The following is a 19,070-nucleotide window of genomic DNA, read 5'->3' as shown; positions in this document are numbered from 1 at the left end:
CATGCTTTGTATTTTTGCCAAAATTTTTAAGCAATGAGCGATTTTCACGCACTTACTATACAAGATATTACTCGCGAAACAGCCCAGGCTGTTAGCATCACATTTGGAGTTCCAGATGCTTTAAAAAACGATTTTAGATTCAAAGCCGGGCAATATGTTACTTTAAAAACCAAAATTGACGGTAAAGAAGTACGCAGAGCCTACTCTTTGTGCTCTACACCACAAAGCGGTCTTCTTAAAATAGCTGTTAAAGAAGTTGAAGGTGGTACTTTTTCTGTACTTGCAAATAACAAATTAACCGTAGGCGAATCATTAGAGGTACACCCTCCTGAAGGTAAATTTTTTGTTGAGCCTAATGGCGAAAACAATAAAGACTATGCTGCTTTTGCTGCAGGAAGCGGAATTACCCCGGTGCTTTCTATCATTAAAACAGTTTTAGAAGAAGAGCCTAAAAGTAGATTTGTATTGCTTTATGGAAACAGGACTGTTGAAGAAACTATTTTTCACAAAGAGTTATTAGAATTACAGCTTCAATACCCGGAGCGACTATTTATAGAATTTGTATACAGTCGTAAGCAAGAGACAGATTCCCACTTTGGCCGTATCGAAAAAGCTACAGTAAACTTTGTGCTGAAAAATAAGTTTAAATCACATGATTTTGATCAGTACTTTTTATGTGGTCCTGAAGAAATGATTAAAGGAGTTAGTGCTGTTTTAGCTGAGAACAGTATTCCTGAAGACAAAATTAAGTTTGAATTATTTACAAGCTCTAGTGACGGTGAAGAGATTGCTGAAGCTCTAGATGGCATCACCCAACTTAAAATCGTAGTAGATGATGAAGAGTTTGAACTTACTATAAACCAGGACAAAGTAGTTCTTGACGCCGCATTAGAAAACGACATTGATGTACCTTACTCCTGTCAAGGAGGTATTTGCAGTAGTTGTATCGCACGAGTAACCGAGGGTACAGCTGTAATGCGTAAAAACCAGATTCTTACAGATGGTGAAGTGGCAGAAGGATTAATCTTAACCTGCCAGGCATTAGCTACTTCAGCAAACTTAACTGTTGATTATGATGATTTATAGATTCTAGATCTCTTAGAATAACTAAAAAAGCCTCAAAGATTTTAAAATCTTTGAGGCTTTTTTAGTTGATGATTAATTTTGAAAAATTAAATAAACCGCTCAATAATTTTCTTTAACGGTTCAATTGCTTTTGTATGCTCTATGGTTGGGCCAGCAACCCAGACAGTTTTATAGGTTGCCCCTGCAGCAGCTTTTGTCACCATATTCGTTCCTTTTAAGAAACGTAACATTTTTACATATTTCTTAAGCCATTTATTTTTATTGAGTAGACTCTCAATCCACGATTGCTCTGTACCTATTTCCTGAACGTAAGGCGTATTGATCACCGTACACGGCGTTCCGCTTATCTTTTGAGTCACGACTATATCTTTCTTGCCGTACGTTACACAGGCCTCTTTATATTCATTAGAAACCCCGGCCTCTTCAGAAGCTATAAATGGGCTACCAATACTTACTCCTACTGCACCATAACTCAGTTTCTCATCGAGCTCTGCCTTATTACCCACGCCTCCTGCAGAAATTACAGGTATTTTTAATGCAGCATCTAACTCCTCTATTAATTGTTTAGGTGAAATGCTTCCTCTGTGGCCGCCAGCTTCATTGTTTACCGCAATAACCGCATCACAACCTAGACTTTCAACTTTTAAGGCCTGTTCAAGATTTACCACATCACAAAAAACGAGAATTCCTTTTTTATGAGATTCTTCTATAACCTGTTTTGGATTACCCAAAGAAGTTATTATAAAATCAACACCCATCTCACAACAGACAGTCAATTGATCTGGAAACTTAAGATTTGATTTGTTTACGATAAGATTAAAGCCAAAAGCGCCATTTTCTGTTTTTGAAGCTTTTAATTGTGTAATTGCTTCTCGTAATTCGGGTAGGGTGCGGTAATTTAATGCCGGTATACAGCCTGCTGTACCCGCTTGCATCGCGGCTGTTACCATCGCAACATTAGAGACTAAAAACATAGGAGCGATAATGATAGGGTGCTCAATAGCAAGCAACTGCTTTAGCGTTTTTTTCATAAGATTTTAGTCTAAAAGTATATAAATGCGTTCTAAAACGTCACCTGGTAAAATGCTGTGCATGGCTTTATCGTATCCCTGAGGAACTTTATTACCATACACCGAGGTGGGTATTGCAGGAAATTGTTCTCGATCTGCGAGTAATTGATTTTCGGGCATTTGCCCGTAGGGAGCAAAACCTAAATGAGGATGGGTTACACCCCAGATTGTGAGTGTAGGAACTCCAAAAAGCGCTGCTAAATGCCCATTACCGCTATCCATTGCAAGCATCGCATCTAAATGAGAGATTAGCGCCAATTCTTCAGCAAAGGTAAAACGACCGGCGACACTGACGTGGTTTTTATATTTTAATGCAAATGAATTTAGAAGCTGTTCTTCTTCTTTTCCACCGCCAAAAAGAATGATTTTATAAGGCTTTGTGCTTAATTCAGACAAAATCTTATCAAGCAATTCTAAGGGATATTTTTTACCATCATGCGCAGCAAACGGTGCTATTCCCAGCCATTTAAGAGGTTCGTTACCTAATAAATCGCGTACTCGAGTATTTAAATTTTGTTTCGGTAAGAATTCAGAACCGTTTAGAACAACAGGATATCCTATTTTTTTGAAAACAGAAGCATAGCGCTCATGAGTCGTCTCAAGCGGCTCAAAATTTTTATTTGTAGGGCGCGTTAAGGCTTTTTTAGCTGCTCTGCCTTTATCTATCTGAGCTATATGATTTCCGCGGAAGCGAAAAAAAGATTTTAGCACGTTAGAACGTATGACGTTATGCAAATCTGCAATAGCTGTAAATCGTTCTGGATTGAGGTTTTTAAAGAGCTTGTACAAGCCTAAAGCTCCTTTATATGTATTCTTAACGTCTGCTTCAAAAAAATGAACCCGTTCTAAAGGCTTAAAAATGGGAGCAAAAAAAGGCTTTGACACCACTGTGATTTCCAGGTTAGGATACGAGCGTGTCAAAGCGATTAGTACCGGAACCGTCATCGCCACATCACCCATCGCCGAAAAGCGGATGCATAATATATGTGGCGATTTAGTAGCCACTTAAATTGCTTTATTCTGGTTACGCAATACCGGATTCAGCTCATCGTCGTTATACATTTTCATCTGTTTATAGACTTTCATGTATTTATCACCATTGCGAATATCTATGATAAGAGTATCTATTGCTGCACATAAATCTACACGTTGCTCTAATAAAATATCAAGCTTTTTCTGGCAGGCCGCTCTATGTTCGTCAGAAGCATCTTCACGATTTGCTTCCTCTTCCATGTGATAAATCTTAAGCGTAAGTATAGATAAGCGATCTATTGCCCACGCGGGACTTTCGGTATTTACGGTAGCACTGTCATTAGGCTCAATATCTTTATACTCTTTTAAAAAATAGCTGTCAATATATTCAACCATGTCTGTACGCTCCTGATTTGAAGAGTCTATTTGACGCTTTAGCTTTAAAGCAGCTACAGGATCTATTTGCGGGTCGCGTATGATATCTTCATAATGCCATTGTACGGTATCAATCCAGGCTTTACGATATAATAAATGCTCTAAAAAATCTACTTCTGTATCAAACGGATTTTTAAAAGGCTGATCAACATTGTTTTCTACGTGATAATCATCAACAGCGCGCTCAAATATGCGCTTTGCGGTATGTGTAATCATGTTATTTTATTTTTCTAATATGTGTAAATATTCGGTTGTTGTGGTTGCTTTATGATTACGGCTTTCTGTTTTATCTGCTTTAAAACGCTGGTATTCTTTAGTTACTAAATCATACCTTCCGTAGCGTTGCATAATAGATTTTACAGTCGCTGCAGGCATAAGACCCTCATTATTGTAACTTAAAAACAGCGTTTTAAAGTTTGCCGATGCAATAAGGTTTTCAAATGTTTGAGCAACCTCAACCTTACTGCAAAATGCACTTTTTGAATAGGCGCGCAAACCTGTTTTTCCTTTAGGTACAAAGGTATCTTTTTTTGCAATAGTATTTAGCAAATGATAATTTGCACCATACTGCCTAGCGTTATAAGGCGGGTCTAAATACAGAATATCACCTTCAATCTTTTTAATTAAAGCGTTACTATCTTGATTAAAAACAACGTGATTTCCTGAAGTTATTTGAAATTCTGCCGATTGCATCACCAGTGGTTTTTGAGCAGATTTTTTAATCTTTTTCAAATAAGCCCCGTAAACGGAAGCGGTATTCGCAACTTTATCTGCACTCTCCAGCAAGCTTGCCAGAAGGAAATAATAGAGGTCTTCTTCAATTTCTTTTTGAACATACCAGATTTCAATCTGATTTCTAATAGCATCAATTTTTTTACCGTTTTCTGCTGAAAAATAAAGACGGTCTGCTGCCCCAGAGGCACTATAGGTTTCAAAAATAAAACCTTTCTCAGGTTCTAAGGTATTTAAGCGGTTAATGTATTCTTCAGAATTTAAAGCCGTGTTGTTGCCTATGTAATTTCGGTTTAAAATATAACTATAATATTCAAGATCATTTGCAATAACTCCTTTAACCAGAGGTTTAAACGTTCTGCCTACACTACCCGTCCCGGCAAAGAGATCGCAAAAAGTATGTGTCGACAAATCTTTTCCACAAACAGCATTAATATTTGTGAGTAACCAGTCTGAAAGTTTATGTTTTGAGCCTATATAATTCATCGAATAGCCCAGATTATATCTGAGTAAGCAGGTTTAGTTTCGGTAATATGTGGTCTTTTTAAATTATCAGGGTCAAAAGATGCAACATAATTTTCAATATGTGTTTTTAGCCAGCTTATTTCGGCTTTTAACTTATAATGATCCCCGTTTGTACTGTAAACAATAAGAAACAACCTGTTTTCTATATGATAGCGTCTGCCGGTGCTTTGATTAAGATATAGCCACTTTATAAGTCTTTCCTGATGGGATTTTGCATAGTCTAAATTTCTACCAAAACCCTTTGGAAACTTAGACGTTTTTAAATCAAATTTGATGCCCTGTATACTAAAATCTACGAGCCTGTCTTTTTTGTTTTTTGCAGCATCTACACCATCTAATTCAATAAATAATTGCTCTACAGCACAGGCGCTCCAGAAATTATACCAGCGGTTAACTGCATAATAAAAAAAGTGCTTTTTATTTAAATTATGGGTTTCTACGCTTTCTTTAATGCGTTCTAAAAGAACTTCAAACTCTTGAATCGTATAAATAAAATTACTGTATGTATCCCAGGTATTATTTTGCTTTCTAAACCAAATATCCCTGTAAGGCCAACGTTTTTTGAGCTCTTGCTCAAGTTTTACTAAATCTAACTGTGCCAAAACAATAAAAATATAGGAATGAGTAATGCAAGCCACAACAGCATTTCTTTAAACCAAAAACTCTTATGGTTTTCAATATAAGTAGCGCTAATAATTGCTAACGGGCCAAAGATAAAGTACAATTCACTGCCATCTCGTAAAGGCGCCAGAAAGAGAATAATTAACAGAGCTATCGCAGAACTAATAAGTATTATAAAGTAAGAAGATTTTAATTTTTGACGCGCATCAGAAATTTGAGATACGTAATAAATTCCACACCATAAATACAATGCTAAAAAGAAAGATGCCGGGAGCAGCAATTTAATTGAACTATATGCTGTAAAATCTAATGTGGGTAATTGCACATAATTTAAAGCAAATGCTAAAGCCCCATCTGTATACATTCCATAGGTTAATGCAATAATTAGAACTGCAAAAATGCCTGTAAAAGGAATTAACCAGTTTCTATAGTCAAGACGGCCGTAAAACAAAATTGCAAAATACAGCACTATTAAAAACAAGAAACTCCAGAAGAAAAATAAGGAGGCAATTGTAATCCAAAACGCTGCGTCAAATAATTTTTTATTAAAATCATTAGGCGATTTTAAGCTTATGATACGTCTTAAAGCAAGAAGTACAAATGCTCCCGAAAGTATGATGTTTGTATTAAAAAAAGTGGCAGGTACCGCAAATGTAAAGCATACAAAAAGGTAAACAATATAGGTGTTGCGCCTGCTAAGCGTATTGCGTTTAACCACAAAATTAAGAACACCCAAAGAAAATAAATAAACCAGTAAAATGAAGAATTGATTTAGTATTGAGTAAGCAGTTAACCCGTTAGAATCTGACAACACATAGAAACTCGAAAAATAAAGAATCACTGCAATTACAATAATTGCAAAATTTATAGGTTTTGAAACGCTAAAAAAGCTTGTAAGCATCCTAGTTTTTTATATTTTTGCACCGCACAATAAGACATTGAACGTGCGACTTCGCTAATAACGATGTAAAAGTATACAATTATGGAATTGAAAGATTTATTTTACGGTATTCAAGATTTTTTTGTGAATGTTGCTTTAGCGCCGTTAGATGCAATACGTGAGTTACAAGATAGCAGCTGGATTGCTGCAAATTTACTCAATTTTGTATTTATACTAATTGCTGCAACTGCATTTACTTATTGGACATTACAATTAAAAAAGTTTGATAAAGACGAGCATCACAATCTAAATAAATAAGCTCCTTTTTAATTATAGATTAAACAAAAAGCCTGCTATGAGCAGGCTTTTTGTTTGCTATACTAGAGATCAAAACCAATATCTGTTCTATAATTCATTTTATCAAATGAGATTTTCTTTATATTCTCATAAGAATTATCTAAGGCTTTTCTAAAATCCTCATGAAGCGAAGTTATTGCCATAACACGACCTCCTGCGGTAATGATTTCCCCATCTCTTAGTGATGTCCCTGCGTGAAATACAAGAGCATCTTCTATGGTTTCAGAACCTGTTAATTTCATTCCTTTTTCATAAGCCTCGGGATAACCGCCGCTAACAAGCATAACCGTTGCGGCATACCTGGGATCTAAATCAAGCTCAACCTCATCTAGTTTCTGAGCCGCAACTTTTTCAAACATTGTGACCAGATCATTCTTAATACGTGGTAAAACAACCTCTGTTTCAGGATCGCCCATACGCACATTGTATTCAATTACTTTAGGCTCATCACCTACTTTAATCAAACCTATAAAAATAAATCCTTTGTACTCGATATCTTCTGTAGCTAAACCTGCAACGGTAGGTTTAACGATACGATTTTCTATCTTCTCCATTAGAGCAGCGTCTGCAAACGGCACCGGAGAGACAGCACCCATTCCTCCTGTATTTAAACCTTTATCTCCTTCACCTATGCGTTTGTAGTCTTTTGCTGTAGGTAATGTGATGTAATTTTTACCATCTGTAAGTACAAAAACACTCAACTCTATACCGTCAAGAAATTCTTCAATAACTACTGTTTCACTTGCCGCACCAAACTTCTTATTGGTAAGCATGTCTTCTAATTCGGCTTTTGCTTCTTCAATATTCTGTAGAATTACAACTCCTTTTCCGGCAGCAAGGCCATCTGCTTTAAGCACATAGGGAGGCTTCAATTCTTCTAAAAATGACTTCCCTGCATCAAGACTTTCAGCTGTAAAACTTTTATAAGCAGCTGTAGGAATGTTGTACATAGCCATAAATTCTTTAGCGCGTTCTTTACTTCCTTCTAGTAAAGCACCTCGCTTTGAAGGCCCTATGACAGCAATTTTTTCTAATGCTTTGTCATTTTTAAAAAAGTCATAAACCCCATTTACAAGCGGATCTTCTGGTCCCACGACAACCATTTCTATCTGTTCTGCTAAAACAAGTTTTTTAACAGCTTCAAAATCATTTACATTAAGGTCAACATTTGTCGCCAATTTTGCAGTTCCTGCATTTCCCGGGGCAACAAATAAGCGATCACATTTGGGACTTTGAGCAATTTTATAGGCGAAAGTATGTTCACGACCACCAGAACCTAGAATTAAAATATTCATCGTAGTTACTTGTAATTAGATTAAGCGTCAAAAATAAATGTTTGTAAATTGACCTACTAATTTTAGTCTTGTGAATTTAACAAACCTCAGTTTACGTTTTAATGGTTTTGATATCGCCTCCGCGAAAAGAAAACTTGAGGCTTTAAAACGCGAAGTTGCTACAGATAGTGCACAGTATTATATAAAAAGAAGATCTCAAATTTTAGAATTCCATTTAAGAAATAACTCCTTTTATAGAAACTTCGTAGCCGGTAACCCTACAGGCTGGGATTCGCTTCCCGTATTAACAAAAGCAGATTTGCAAAAACCCTTAGAAGAGCGTTTGTCTGAAGGTTTTTCTAAAAGAAATTCTCACGTACACAAGACCTCAGGATCTTCAGGAAATCCCTTTATTTTTGCAAAAGACAAATACTGCCACGCACTCACCTGGGCATCTATTCAAGATCTTTACCTACTTGCAGGAGTTAACCTCAACACCTCCTATGAGGCTCGGTTTTATGGTATTCCGCAAGGCGGAATGCCCATTTATAAAGAGCGTTTAAAAGATGTTCTAAGCAACAGATATCGCTTTTCAATATTTGACGCTTCAGATCAAAATTTTGAGAAATTTATCAATCAGTTTAAGCGTGTAAAATTTGGGCATTTAAATGGCTATACCAGCACTTTAGTGTTATTTGCGCACTATTTACGTTCTAAAAATCTCATTTTAAAACAAATTTGTCCCAGTTTAACACATTGTATTGTAACTGCAGAAATCCTACTCAAAGATGACAAATTACTTCTCGAACAGCAATTTGGCATTCCTGTATTGAATGAATACGGCTCATCTGAAACAGGAGTAATCGCCTTCGGAAAAGCAGAAAATCCTTTAAAAATTGATACTGCATTGCTCTATGTAGAGATTTTAGACGACCAAAATAAACCTGTTCCTAATGGTACGAGCGGTAAAATTGTGATCACTTCCCTGTTTAACAAGGCACATCCATTTATTCGATATCAGATTGGAGACTTGGGAGTTATTAATTTAGATGAACACAACAACACCGTTCTAACAAATCTTGACGGAAGAATAGGAGATTTTGCAATTTTAACTAATGGAAAGAAAGTTCCTGCGCTGGCTTTTTATTATGTTACTAAGACCGTAATTGAAGATAGTGGCAACGTAAAAGAGTTTATTATAAACCAGAATAAGCCTAATAAATTCACCATAAAGTATGTAGCAGATATAGCTTTTAATGAATTTCAACTTGCTAAAATTGAAAAAGCGCTAAAGACATATTTAAATCAGGAAATTGAATTTGTTATTGTAAAGCAACCCTTTTTAGACCGAAGTAATCGAGGTAAATTGAGACAGTTTAAAAGAGATTTTTAAACTAAGAATTGTACTTTTTGTAGCCAAAATACGCCCAACATATCATATAATAAACCGATTTAAAAAAAGAGATTTTTTCTACCTTTCGATAAAAATCCCACTGGTGTTTTAGTAGGTTTTTTTTATTCCGCGAAAGCGAATTCTCTCTAATTCTATACATAGCCAAAGGCTTTTTAATACCAAAAGCATACTCTGTTTTTTTAAGGTACTGTAGCCACAGTCCCATATCCTGACGCTTTTTAATGAGCGGCATATAGAGTTTCCCCAGTTTTTCAATATCTATAAAGGCTGTAGAACAAATGATTGAATTACTCTTTAACACATCTGAATAAGATACTTTTTCAGGGACAATAAATGGGGATAACATCGGTTTTAAATTCTCATCTACACGCAATGCTGAAGTAAATACGAAAGCTTTATTTCTGGCAATACAAGATTCTAAAAATAATGGGAGCCACACATCATCTGCATCTAAAAAAGCAAGGTATTTCCCTTTTGCATTTTCTATACCGAGGTTGCGTGCGTAAGCCGGTCCCCGGTTGTGATTATGTTTAAAATATTTTATCCGTGAGTCGAACGTTTGGCACTCTTTTATAATTCGTTCTGTATGATCTGTAGAAGCATCGTTAATGAGTAACAACTCCCAGTCTGTTACCGTTTGATTTTGAACAGAGTTAATGGTGTCGAGAATATACTTTTGAGAATTAAAGCAGGGAGTAACTATAGAAACTAAGGGGTTTGCCTTTTTAATAGGCCTTATTGTCGCCATAAATCACTTTAATAAACGTTTTAGCGATAATACGTAGATCCATTAAAATAGACCAGTTTTCAACATAAAATATATCAAAACGCACTCTGTTTTTTATATCACGCTTAGTTTCTATCTCTCCGCGGTAACCACTTACCTGAGCTAAGCCTGTAATACCGGGTTTTACCAGATGTCTAAGCATAAATTTATCTACCTGTGTTGCAAATGAATGCGTATGTGCAACCATATGCGGCCGCGGCCCCACCACAGACATGTCTCCCATTAAAACATTGTAAAATTGAGGCAACTCATCTAAACTTGTTTTACGTAAAAAACTACCTACTTTAGTTGTTCTAACATCGGTTTTACTTGCTTGAGTGGCATCTGCAGTCCCATTTACTTTCATAGATCTAAACTTAAAGCAGTAAAACTCATTCCCACCTATCCCGTTACGTTTTTGTTTAAAGAATATAGGTCCTTTAGAATCACAAACGATGATAATTGCTATTAAGGGTGTCAACCATGATAATATACCTATAACCACAAATAGACTTATAGTAAGGTCAAGCAGGCGCTTTAAAAATAGATTAACAGGTGTATCTATAGGTAATGTACGAAGAGACAAAATGGGTGTTATGCCATAATACTGAAACTCCATTTTCTTTGTGAAAATTTTCTTGTTATCTGGTAAGAATTTTAAACTGATTAAATTATTGTCTGCAAAATGAATTAACTCTCTTATTTCTTTATTCTTAAGCTCTGCTATAGAGCAAAAAACCTGACTAATATTATTATTAAGAATGTACTCTTTTACAGAATCTATAGTTACTTCAGGATCGAGTAAGTTGAGGTTTGCTATTAGTTGAAATCCGTATGCGGGATTATAATTAAAAAAGTTCTTTAATCGCTCTGTTTTAGGATTGCATCCTATGATAATTACCCGTAACGTATCGCTACCCAGTTGCTGTCTAAATTTTTTTCGTACGTTAAAAATAGTAACTTTTAGGATGGCGATTATTCCCATACTCAAGCAGGCATATTCTAAAACAGCCCTTATAGAAATATTGATTTCGCTAAAAATTCCGAAGAAAGTAAAAGAGCAAAAAATTAAAAGGAAAAATTGTTTTCCAATAATGGATAGTATACGTACCAGTGGTGTAAATCTATATACACTATAAAATCCAAAACTATATGTTGTTATCAACCAGCTAAAAAATGTATAAACCGAAAATAATAAATAGCTGTGCGAAGAGAAATCAAATAATTTCGCGAAACCAATTAAAATTAGAATATCTATACTTGCAATTAATGGCTGAAGTAGGTAATTATGTTTAGTGTCGTTTACAATCATAAAAAACTAACGCTAACGAGGTTGTCAAAACTTGATAAAGTTAGTTAAAAGTAAATGAATGAAAACCAATAATACACTTGTAAAATTGAATAAAAACAAGTTATTAATGGTTAAAATTATACATGTGCTAATTTATTGTGTTTTTGTCGTTAATAATCCTTGCTAAAAAATTGTATAAAGCACGTTAGAGAGCCCGTTTTTATGAGTAAATTAAAGGTAGTTCATATCGTAGAAGCTTTAGGAGGTGGTGTTTACACCTATTTTATAAATTTAACCCATGTGCTTGCTGCACATTCTAATATAGATCTCACCATAATCTACAGTGACAAAAGACAGGAAATAGACCCAAACAAAGTCGCTGATGATTTTCACCCCAATACAACATTGGTTAAAATACCCATGTTGAGAGAAATCTCTCCCAAATATGATTTTATAGCCTTTAAACAATTACGATACGCATTAAAAAAGCTCAAACCCGATATAGTACATCTGCACTCTTCTAAGGCAGGAATTTTAGGAAGACTCGCATATCTGGCCACTTATCGATTTAATACAAAACTCTATTATACACCACATGGGTATTCCTTCTTAAGAAAAGACATAAGCTCCTTTAAACGTTTTGTGTTTCTTACCATTGAGTTTTTAAGTCAGAAATTAACCGGAGGAACTATTATCGCCTGTGGAGATACAGAATTACATTATTCAAAAAAAATAGGTCCCTCGCTATTGGTTCGTAACGGAATAAATTTTGATTCTGCACCACAACAATTGCCACAAAGGTCTATAACGGTTAATAAAATAGGCATTCTTGGAAGAATCACCTATGCCCGAAACCCATCACTTTTTAATGAGATTGCTTTACAAAATCCTAACCTCAAATTTATTTGGATTGGTGATGGTGAATTAAGAGCTCTCTTAACAGCTCCTAATATTGAAATTACAGGTTGGTTTAAAGACAGACGTGAGGGATTATTTGTTTTAGAAACTATAGATGTGTATTTGCAAACCTCTCTTTGGGAAGGTTTACCTATCGCACTTCTTGAAGCTGCTGCGCGTAAGCTACCCATAGTTGCCACGGCGATTATTGGTAATAAAGACATCGTCGCAGATGGAAAAAGCGGTTTTCTTTTTAAAGATGCTTCTGAATTTTCTAATACTATAGCAAAACTAACAACCGCTCAAGATCGCGATCGTATAGGCAAAGCTAATTTTGAACGCTGCAAGCTACTATTTGATAGTTCGCGTAATTTTGCAAAGCTTATTTCAATTTATTTTGAGGATCATCCAAAGCATGTTTTGTGAATATACTCAGCCAAAGCGCGCTAAACACAATCCCATCAAAACGAATTAAAAAGTCATCTACAAAATTTGATGTAGCAAAAAGTATAAAGAAAAAAACACACAGTAGTTGCTTTGAAGTAAAGCCTATATAGGCGAATAATCCCACATAGATAAAGGCAATTAAAGCTCCTAAAAGACCAAATTTTATCCAGAAATCTAGATATTGATTGTGTACCGGAAACTCATATTTAAATAGAAAATTTTGATGTGTTTCTTTAAAGTACTTAATAAGTTCTTTTTTGCCATCTGCAGCACCCACTCCTAAAACAGAATTTCTGCACGCTAGTTCTACACCTGATTTCCAGATACTCAGACGTGTTACTAAACCATTATACGCCGTCTTTTCTGGGTTTTCAAGATCATCTAATTTTCCTACTTTATCAAGATTATTAAACGTGACACTTGTAAATTTTTCAATAGAATACGGGAACACTTTTACAAAGGCAATGGCAAGGGTAATAAATAATGCTAATCCCAAGACCAGTTTCTTATTTGCTTTAAATTCAGTAACACTTATTTTCTTATAAAACGTGATCAGCAAAATTCCTATAAAAGCATTTAAAATAGCTAAACGGGTGTTTACATAGAATAGGATAATAATAGATGTGATAAAGATAATTACACGCCAGATTTGATACTTTTTTGAAACTTTGGTAAATCCTTCTTTTAAAAAATAAAAGTTAATCACAACGACAAAGGCTACATGTAAATTAAGTGCGGGAGCATGCATATTTATTGAACTTGCAAACCTATACCCCATTTCCCAAAGGTCAACTCCGTTAAGATATTTTGCCCATAATTCTGGAGAAATTACGGCAAACCGAATTAGACAAAAACTCAGGATTAAAGTGGTCAAAATAGCGTAGCAACGCACAATCAACGCTGTATTAAATCTGTGATTTTGAGTTAAAATAAAAAAAGGTAAAAGAAGCATACTTATGCGCTTTTCGGCATGTTTTAATCCTTCTTGCAAAAGCTCATTATTCCATAGAAAAATAAGGTCTAGTAAAAATGGTGATGCTATTAAACCTATAAAAAGCAACCTCTTTTTGATAAACTTGAGGTGTTTGTAAAAAAACAGGTTGTAGGCTACAAAAAGAATTAAAAGTAGGGTGGCCGGCAGTCTAAAAATGAGTGAAACCGCTAAAATAATAAGCCAGATATTGTAATTAAACCGGTATGTTCTTTCTGAAACAATCATAATACAAGGCAAAGTAAATTAGTGGCAATATCCCAATTTTATGTTTAACAGCAGAACCCAGATCGGGTTCAAAGACTCCCTGAACGATGAAGTAGGCAAAAACGAGGTAGAATGCCCAAATCTCATATTTATACCGTTGTCTTTGTCGAAGACAATTTTGATATAAATAAAGTAGATATAGCATTAAAACAGTCTGCCATAAAACAAAAGCCAGTATCTGCGGTTTTAAAATATGCCTAAAACCGTTTAAAGGTACATTTACCGACACAAAACCATAAAAAACACCCACTACCTCACCATACCATCTTTCTGTGCTCACGGGCGATATAATTACTGAATTTGTGGCTTCTTCACCGGCACGTACTTCATTGAGTTCTTCGCGCGTACTTTGCGATAAATATTCTCCCTTCACAAAACCATAAGAGAGCGATAGGAAGATAACCAGAAGTAATCCTGAGAAAATACCCGCAAAAACCTTTTGTTTAAAGTTGACCAGACTTGTACTAAAAATCACTAATGCCACAACTGGAATTAAAATAAAATACGACCTAAACCAAATTCCAAATAAAACAATACCGCTAAAAATAAGTAAGACCGTCGTAATTAATCTAAATCTTTTATTCTTCAGCAAAAAAGGAATAAAAGCAATAAAGAGAAAGGTGATAAACTCTTTTGAGGGCATCGAGATAAAAAAGGCTAATAGCAATAAACAGATGTACACTAAAACGTTGCGCAATGTAAAATTTGCAAACCTTGCGGGAATTCCTATGCGGTACAACACAACTAGTAACACAGGTAATTGAATTAAAGCGACAACAGGAAATGGCGTATGCCCAAGGCCGGTAACCTCATAAAAAAGCATCGTAACAGGATAGCTGCGGAAAAATCCTTTCTCATTATAAAAATCTTCAGAAATAATAATGGCATCAAAAAAAAAGCGATTTGGCAGAATCCAATAAGAAATGATGCCAAGAGAAACTACACAAATGCTTAGAAGCAAATAGACAAAAGTTGATTTATGTAGTTTTTTACGCTGCATAATTAATGAATGAAGAGCACTATTTTGTCTTTTTTATAGACAATTAATACGGCACAAATATTCCATAAAACAACACTGAGAGCAGAAGCTATAGCCGCTCCTTTCATTCCCATTTTAGGAACCAGTATATAATTAAGAAACACATTAAAAAGTACTGTAGCTATTAAAATGTATTGCAGTGTTACTTGTTTTTTAGTCATATTTAAGTATACCGCCGTGATGCCACAAAGTGTACTTAAAAAATGACCAATAATTAAAATTTGAAGCGACTCATTTGCAGCCGTGTACGATGCTCCAAACACATTGAGAATAAATTCTGAAAAACAAAATAAAACCACAGACAGTACCAGAGAAAGACCTGTTATAGCGCGTACACCATTTTTTAAAATTTGCTGCAGCTGCGTTTTATCGTTAACATACAAATCTGCTATTTGAACCGCATAAAAAGAGCTTATCGTACTTACAACTGTAGAAATTAGAAAAATAATTTTTACTGAAGTTCCATAATATGCGAGTGTTTCAAAATCTGTATATATTTTAAGAAAAAATACATCAATACTTATTAGCAAATAAAACCCCAGCGAACTGACTGAAATAGGTATTGTTGATTTAAAAATTGTTTTAAAAGATACTTTAATGGGTACGCCTTTTTCGGTATTGATTTTCGGTAAATTTTTAAAATTTCTAAGGAAGATATTAGGGCTAAAAGCACAAAACTTCCTAAGAATACCTCAACAACGTAATTCTGATTTTTAAAAAATAGCAAGATTAAAAGACCTAACCCAAATGGAAGTTGTTTAAAAATACCGCGATATAATTCTGATTTTCCCTGAAGGGAGAAACCTCTGAAAAATTCGGTGTTTAAAAGTGTAATCGCATAAAAAAATAAACAGAAACTAACCCATATGAGCAAATAGCCAGATGTGCTGTCATTAAAAACAACCCTATAAGCAGACTTCGGTGTTAAGAGTGCTATAACCAGAATTAGTAACGATGCAAGAAGCAGCATTTTTACCATTTTTAGATAAATCCCAAATAAGGCTCTAACCTGATCTTTTTTAGCAAATCTTCCCGAAAAAAATAAAATAGATTGATCTGTACCTAAAAGTACAAACCCGCCAATTAGAAATAATGAAGAGCGGGTAAACTCATAGGCTCCTACAGCTTTTGGATCATAATAATTAGTGAGAAAAATGGTGATGCCAAACAGCAATAAAATACCGCAAATTCTTAAAAACATCACGCTAATAGCACCCTGCAAGCTTGATGCTTGTTGAAGTTTATAAAATTGATTACTTAGTTTTTTTAACATAGGCTAAATGCAAAACACGTCTCATTTTTATTTCTGGTATTTTGAGCATTGCACAATTAGAAATAGACAATGATTTCAGAATGCTATAGGTCTGCTTTAAAACGCTTTTTAAACCTCGAGGTTGCGTGGTAAACTATGAAAAGAAGTATAAAGGCGAGCGGAAGTATAAACTTCAAATTGGTTTTCCAAGAATTTGTATTTAACCATTTTGAATAAGTATGAACTTTAAAAACAGTCTTTAAATTTAAGAGCTGTTTATTTATTTGAGCATTACGCCTTATCAATTCTAGTTTACTATTTAAAACCGAACTCAAATTTGAATCATCTGCAACAGCTATAACGGCAAGTGATTGGGTTCCGCTTTTTAAAGCCAGGTTTAAATTTACAAGTACACTATCTATTTGCTTTATCGTGTACTCGTTAGACTTAAATTCATCTTTTAAATTCTCTGTTTCAGCCTTGAGTTTTGCCTGTAAATGCTGTTCTTTTTCGAGCAGACTCATAAACATTGTAGGATCTTCAAAATTTCCTGAAGCCGTTAACGTAATTCTATGCAGATTATAAACAGGTGTTAAAAGTGGTTTTTCAAAAAATGAAGATTCCGGAGTGTTGTTATCTAATAAATAAGCACTCAACTCATCATTAGATAATTGATTGTTTTCAAGCAAGTTTACCACATCTTCAACGGGCTCAATAGTTACCTCAGCTAACCGTGTTTGCGGAAGAATAGTCTCAAGTTCTGAAATTAAACTGGAGTCTGCACTTAAAATACCTCTGTTGAGTTGGTCAATTTTACTGTATAAATACGTGGTGCTTTCTACATTAGGACCTACAATAATTTCTGCAGTTTTTGACTGTTTAAAAAATGTAGATATGCCGTAGCCCAGAGCAAAGCCTAAGATAATTAGTCCAATTAGAATTAGCGCATTTCTTAGCAGAAACCGCACAAAGCGATATAGATAAATAATTAGTTTTTTAAACTGCCTGCGAAGCCATTTAAAAACGTCAAATAAATCTATATCCTGAGCGCTGTTTTCCATTAATCTTTAAAGATTTGCTCTAAGATTTGTTCGGTAATCAAGTAAGTAGGCTTTACTCCTGTTGTACCTAACCCTCCTGAAGCAAGCGTGCTTCCGGTTTCTAACGGATTATCTGATGCATAATAGGCATAACGCACTTTTACTTTATCACTAATGCTTCCGCGTAATTTAGCTGCTGCCTGTATCGCTTTTTGATAATGTGCCCCTTCCATCTCAAGCCCTATAACATTCCAGGTGCTTTCATAAAAAAAGCGCAGAATATCTCTGTTTTGTAAAGAAGTACCTAAAACTGAAATCATAGCACCTTCACAAACAGAAATTCCGTTACCTTCAAAGTGCTCTTTTTTAAGTTGGTTATCAAACGGATAATTATCTGCAGTACCTTCAAAAAGATGGGCGCTAGGTATCATAATATCTCCTTTTCCGCCTTCAAGAATACCTGCTTTACCCATAATGGAAACTGACTTAACATCAAGATATGTTAAAGTCTCATCTTTTTCATAAGGTTTTAAAAGCTCTTCCATCGTCTCATACGCCTGCTCACCAAACGCATAATCCATCACAATAATAACAGGCGCTTTTCCTTCTGGATAAGAAGCTTTAGAGCAAAAATTATTTTGATCAAGATCTAACTTTGCAGTATCAAATAGTTGAACATCTATATTCGTTCCGCTTTGATCTGGCACTGAGATCATACCATTTTGAAGCGCTGTTTTTTCTACACGAGCTCTTAATTTACCGCTACCGGCATCACTTAAAGTCTCATAAATTTCTAGATTTTCCTTTTTTGCCATCTCTTTTGATAAAGCTACTGGCGCAAAAAGTGTGTTCATAACACTGTGCATGTTTGCACTTATAATGTGAATAGGCCTACTAAGAAGATCTCTGCTGTCTAATTCTTTTTTAATGGTATCTGCCCAGACTTCTCCGTGAATATGGTGTCCTAAACGCTCTCGTAAAACAGGTGAAAACGTCACGATGCGTTTATCATGTTCTGAAATTTCTTCGATAGCCCGTTTGCCTAGCCAATAGACCAAATTTAAAAAACGCTTCTCGTTTGTAGGTGCAGAAAATTTGCCATAAATCACAGATACTTCATGAAATGTTCTTCCTAAAATATTAGCCGTGTGTGTAAGTGCAATCTCACGCTCTTGCTGTGTTAATGGCTCTTCAGAAAGAACTGCTTTCTCAAGTTTGTTCCAGTCTCTGGTGGTATGCCCCTCTTCATTAATAACCACACGCTTCATTATTTTGTGTGATTCTACAAACAGAAAGGTTAAGTGCGTAAGAATATCATAAATTTCAGATCTACCACGCGTAATCTCAATATTCATCTGCTCCTCGTCTATACGGTAGCAATTACGACGTCTCTTAGGAGGAACGATAGGCTTAAAATGCGAATTTTTATAGCCTTCATCGCTTGTAAGGTTTATGTATCTGCACTCTTCTATTCCTTCGGGAAGACGGTCTATAACATAAAGTAAACCGTTAAGTTCTACTTTTTCTTCTGCAATGGTACCATATATTTCGGGGCGCAATATCAATAAAGCTTCTCGTAATGTATCTCCTGAAACACCCATAGGTTTATAAAAACCACGGTTAAAAAGGTGTCTCATTGTTATGTACATGCGCTCAATAGCTGCAGAGCTTTCCTGCGCACGTGTTCTGTTTTCTTGTTTTATTAAACTCATTA

The 19,070-nt window shown here is 35.1% G+C and carries 19 protein-coding genes; 4 read left to right on the top strand and 15 right to left on the bottom strand.

The annotated features are described in order from the left end of the window. Positions 1-33: 33 nt before the first annotated feature. A complete protein-coding gene (locus P164_RS14860; RefSeq protein WP_028377121.1) occupies positions 34-1,086 on the top strand; it encodes a ferredoxin--NADP reductase in 1,053 nt (350 codons plus the stop codon). Between the two features lie 86 nt (positions 1,087-1,172). Here P164_RS14860 and P164_RS14855 read toward each other — a convergent pair whose 3' ends face one another. From P164_RS14855 to P164_RS14830, 6 genes are read right to left on the bottom strand one after another with little or no spacing between them, the layout of a single operon-like run. Continuing rightward, positions 1,173-2,117 carry an NAD(P)H-dependent flavin oxidoreductase gene (locus tag P164_RS14855; protein WP_028377120.1) on the bottom strand — a complete coding sequence of 315 codons (945 nt, stop codon included), beginning with the start codon at positions 2,115-2,117 and terminating at the stop codon, positions 1,173-1,175. Between the two features lie 6 nt (positions 2,118-2,123). Further along, positions 2,124-3,161: a glycosyltransferase family 9 protein gene (locus P164_RS14850; RefSeq protein WP_028377119.1), complete on the bottom strand. Its 1,038-nt coding sequence runs from the start codon at positions 3,159-3,161 to the stop codon at positions 2,124-2,126. Beyond that, entirely contained in the window at positions 3,162-3,779 is a 618-nt protein-coding gene (locus P164_RS14845; protein ID WP_028377118.1) for a DUF4254 domain-containing protein, read from the bottom strand. A gap of 6 nt (positions 3,780-3,785) precedes the next feature. Continuing rightward, the gene (locus tag P164_RS14840) at positions 3,786-4,781 is read right to left on the bottom strand and encodes a DNA adenine methylase (protein ID WP_028377117.1); all 996 of its coding nucleotides are present in this window, start codon (positions 4,779-4,781) and stop codon (positions 3,786-3,788) included. Beyond that, positions 4,778-5,422, bottom strand: a complete 645-nt coding sequence (locus tag P164_RS14835) for a hypothetical protein (RefSeq protein ID WP_035900148.1) — start codon at positions 5,420-5,422, stop codon at positions 4,778-4,780. Before P164_RS14835 ends, P164_RS14840 begins: the two co-directional genes overlap by 4 nt. After that, entirely contained in the window at positions 5,410-6,342 is a 933-nt protein-coding gene (locus tag P164_RS14830; protein WP_028377115.1) for a DUF6427 family protein, read from the bottom strand. Before P164_RS14830 ends, P164_RS14835 begins: the two co-directional genes overlap by 13 nt. An 81-nt stretch (positions 6,343-6,423) precedes the next feature. On the opposite strand from P164_RS14830, the gene P164_RS14825 reads away from it, so the two are divergent. Beyond that, the gene (locus tag P164_RS14825) at positions 6,424-6,639 is read left to right on the top strand and encodes a DUF6341 family protein (RefSeq protein ID WP_028377114.1); all 216 of its coding nucleotides are present in this window, start codon (positions 6,424-6,426) and stop codon (positions 6,637-6,639) included. A 62-nt stretch (positions 6,640-6,701) separates the two neighbouring features. On the opposite strand, the gene purD is transcribed toward P164_RS14825, so the two are convergent. Beyond that, entirely contained in the window at positions 6,702-7,973 is a 1,272-nt protein-coding gene (purD, locus tag P164_RS14820; RefSeq protein WP_028377113.1) for a phosphoribosylamine--glycine ligase, read from the bottom strand. Positions 7,974-8,043: 70 nt separating this feature from the next. Here purD and P164_RS14815 point away from each other — a divergent pair, with 70 nt between their 5' ends. Further along, entirely contained in the window at positions 8,044-9,345 is a 1,302-nt protein-coding gene (locus P164_RS14815; protein WP_028377112.1) for a phenylacetate--CoA ligase family protein, read from the top strand. Between the two features lies 1 nt (position 9,346). Here the strand turns inward: P164_RS14815 and P164_RS14810 are convergent, their stop codons facing one another. Next, positions 9,347-10,114 (bottom strand): glycosyltransferase family 2 protein, encoded by a 768-nt coding sequence (locus P164_RS14810; RefSeq protein WP_028377111.1) that lies wholly within the window; start codon positions 10,112-10,114, stop codon positions 9,347-9,349. Continuing rightward, positions 10,092-11,444, bottom strand: a complete 1,353-nt coding sequence (locus P164_RS14805) for an exopolysaccharide biosynthesis polyprenyl glycosylphosphotransferase (RefSeq protein WP_028377110.1) — start codon at positions 11,442-11,444, stop codon at positions 10,092-10,094. Before P164_RS14805 ends, P164_RS14810 begins: the two co-directional genes overlap by 23 nt. Before the next feature lie 201 nt (positions 11,445-11,645). On the opposite strand from P164_RS14805, the gene P164_RS14800 reads away from it, so the two are divergent. Beyond that, positions 11,646-12,746, top strand: coding sequence for a glycosyltransferase (locus P164_RS14800; protein WP_028377109.1), 1,101 nt, complete (start codon positions 11,646-11,648; stop codon positions 12,744-12,746). Here the strand turns inward: P164_RS14800 and P164_RS14795 are convergent. The 6 genes from P164_RS14795 to P164_RS14775 all read right to left on the bottom strand — a co-directional run bounded on the left by P164_RS14795 (position 12,703) and on the right by P164_RS14775 (position 19,068). Continuing rightward, positions 12,703-13,986 (bottom strand): O-antigen ligase family protein, encoded by a 1,284-nt coding sequence (locus P164_RS14795; protein WP_051621368.1) that lies wholly within the window; start codon positions 13,984-13,986, stop codon positions 12,703-12,705. The two genes, P164_RS14800 and P164_RS14795, sit on opposite strands and share 44 nt — an antisense overlap. Further along, positions 13,955-15,025, bottom strand: coding sequence for a hypothetical protein (locus P164_RS14790; protein WP_035899887.1), 1,071 nt, complete (start codon positions 15,023-15,025; stop codon positions 13,955-13,957). Before P164_RS14790 ends, P164_RS14795 begins: the two co-directional genes overlap by 32 nt. 2 nt (positions 15,026-15,027) lie before the next feature. Continuing rightward, on the bottom strand, positions 15,028-15,594 hold the full coding sequence (locus tag P164_RS14785; protein WP_028377107.1) for a polysaccharide biosynthesis C-terminal domain-containing protein: 567 nt from the start codon (positions 15,592-15,594) through the stop codon (positions 15,028-15,030). Continuing rightward, positions 15,588-16,337 (bottom strand): hypothetical protein, encoded by a 750-nt coding sequence (locus tag P164_RS18745; protein ID WP_028377106.1) that lies wholly within the window; start codon positions 16,335-16,337, stop codon positions 15,588-15,590. Before P164_RS18745 ends, P164_RS14785 begins: the two co-directional genes overlap by 7 nt. A gap of 83 nt (positions 16,338-16,420) precedes the next feature. Then, positions 16,421-17,377: a hypothetical protein gene (locus P164_RS14780; RefSeq protein ID WP_028377105.1), complete on the bottom strand. Its 957-nt coding sequence runs from the start codon at positions 17,375-17,377 to the stop codon at positions 16,421-16,423. Further along, entirely contained in the window at positions 17,377-19,068 is a 1,692-nt protein-coding gene (locus tag P164_RS14775) for a DUF6909 family protein (protein WP_028377104.1), read from the bottom strand. Before P164_RS14775 ends, P164_RS14780 begins: the two co-directional genes overlap by 1 nt. Between the last annotated feature and the right edge of the window lie 2 nt (positions 19,069-19,070).

Source organism: Leeuwenhoekiella sp. MAR_2009_132 (assembly GCF_000687915.1).
GTDB lineage: Bacteria > Bacteroidota > Bacteroidia > Flavobacteriales > Flavobacteriaceae > Leeuwenhoekiella.
The sequence above is the reverse complement of the archived record's forward strand: the minus strand, read 5'-3'. Positions and strand labels throughout refer to the sequence as shown.

What these genes read in the sequence shown, in the direction of transcription:
- P164_RS14855 (WP_028377120.1), bottom strand. Translation starts at nt 2,117, where the DNA reads ATGAAAAAAACGCTAAAGCAGTTGCTTGCTATTGAGCACCCTATCATT.
- P164_RS14775 (WP_028377104.1), bottom strand. Translation starts at nt 19,068, where the DNA reads ATGAGTTTAATAAAACAAGAAAACAGAACACGTGCGCAGGAAAGCTCT.
- P164_RS14825 (WP_028377114.1), top strand. Translation starts at nt 6,424, where the DNA reads ATGGAATTGAAAGATTTATTTTACGGTATTCAAGATTTTTTTGTGAAT.
- P164_RS14845 (WP_028377118.1), bottom strand. Translation starts at nt 3,779, where the DNA reads ATGATTACACATACCGCAAAGCGCATATTTGAGCGCGCTGTTGATGAT.
- P164_RS14790 (WP_035899887.1), bottom strand. Translation starts at nt 15,025, where the DNA reads ATGCAGCGTAAAAAACTACATAAATCAACTTTTGTCTATTTGCTTCTA.
- P164_RS14795 (WP_051621368.1), bottom strand. Translation starts at nt 13,986, where the DNA reads ATGATTGTTTCAGAAAGAACATACCGGTTTAATTACAATATCTGGCTT.
- P164_RS14780 (WP_028377105.1), bottom strand. Translation starts at nt 17,377, where the DNA reads ATGGAAAACAGCGCTCAGGATATAGATTTATTTGACGTTTTTAAATGG.
- P164_RS14810 (WP_028377111.1), bottom strand. Translation starts at nt 10,114, where the DNA reads ATGGCGACAATAAGGCCTATTAAAAAGGCAAACCCCTTAGTTTCTATA.
- P164_RS14800 (WP_028377109.1), top strand. Translation starts at nt 11,646, where the DNA reads ATGAGTAAATTAAAGGTAGTTCATATCGTAGAAGCTTTAGGAGGTGGT.
- P164_RS14805 (WP_028377110.1), bottom strand. Translation starts at nt 11,444, where the DNA reads ATGATTGTAAACGACACTAAACATAATTACCTACTTCAGCCATTAATT.
- P164_RS14840 (WP_028377117.1), bottom strand. Translation starts at nt 4,781, where the DNA reads ATGAATTATATAGGCTCAAAACATAAACTTTCAGACTGGTTACTCACA.
- P164_RS14830 (WP_028377115.1), bottom strand. Translation starts at nt 6,342, where the DNA reads ATGCTTACAAGCTTTTTTAGCGTTTCAAAACCTATAAATTTTGCAATT.
- purD (WP_028377113.1), bottom strand. Translation starts at nt 7,973, where the DNA reads ATGAATATTTTAATTCTAGGTTCTGGTGGTCGTGAACATACTTTCGCC.
- P164_RS18745 (WP_028377106.1), bottom strand. Translation starts at nt 16,337, where the DNA reads ATGTTAAAAAAACTAAGTAATCAATTTTATAAACTTCAACAAGCATCA.
- P164_RS14860 (WP_028377121.1), top strand. Translation starts at nt 34, where the DNA reads ATGAGCGATTTTCACGCACTTACTATACAAGATATTACTCGCGAAACA.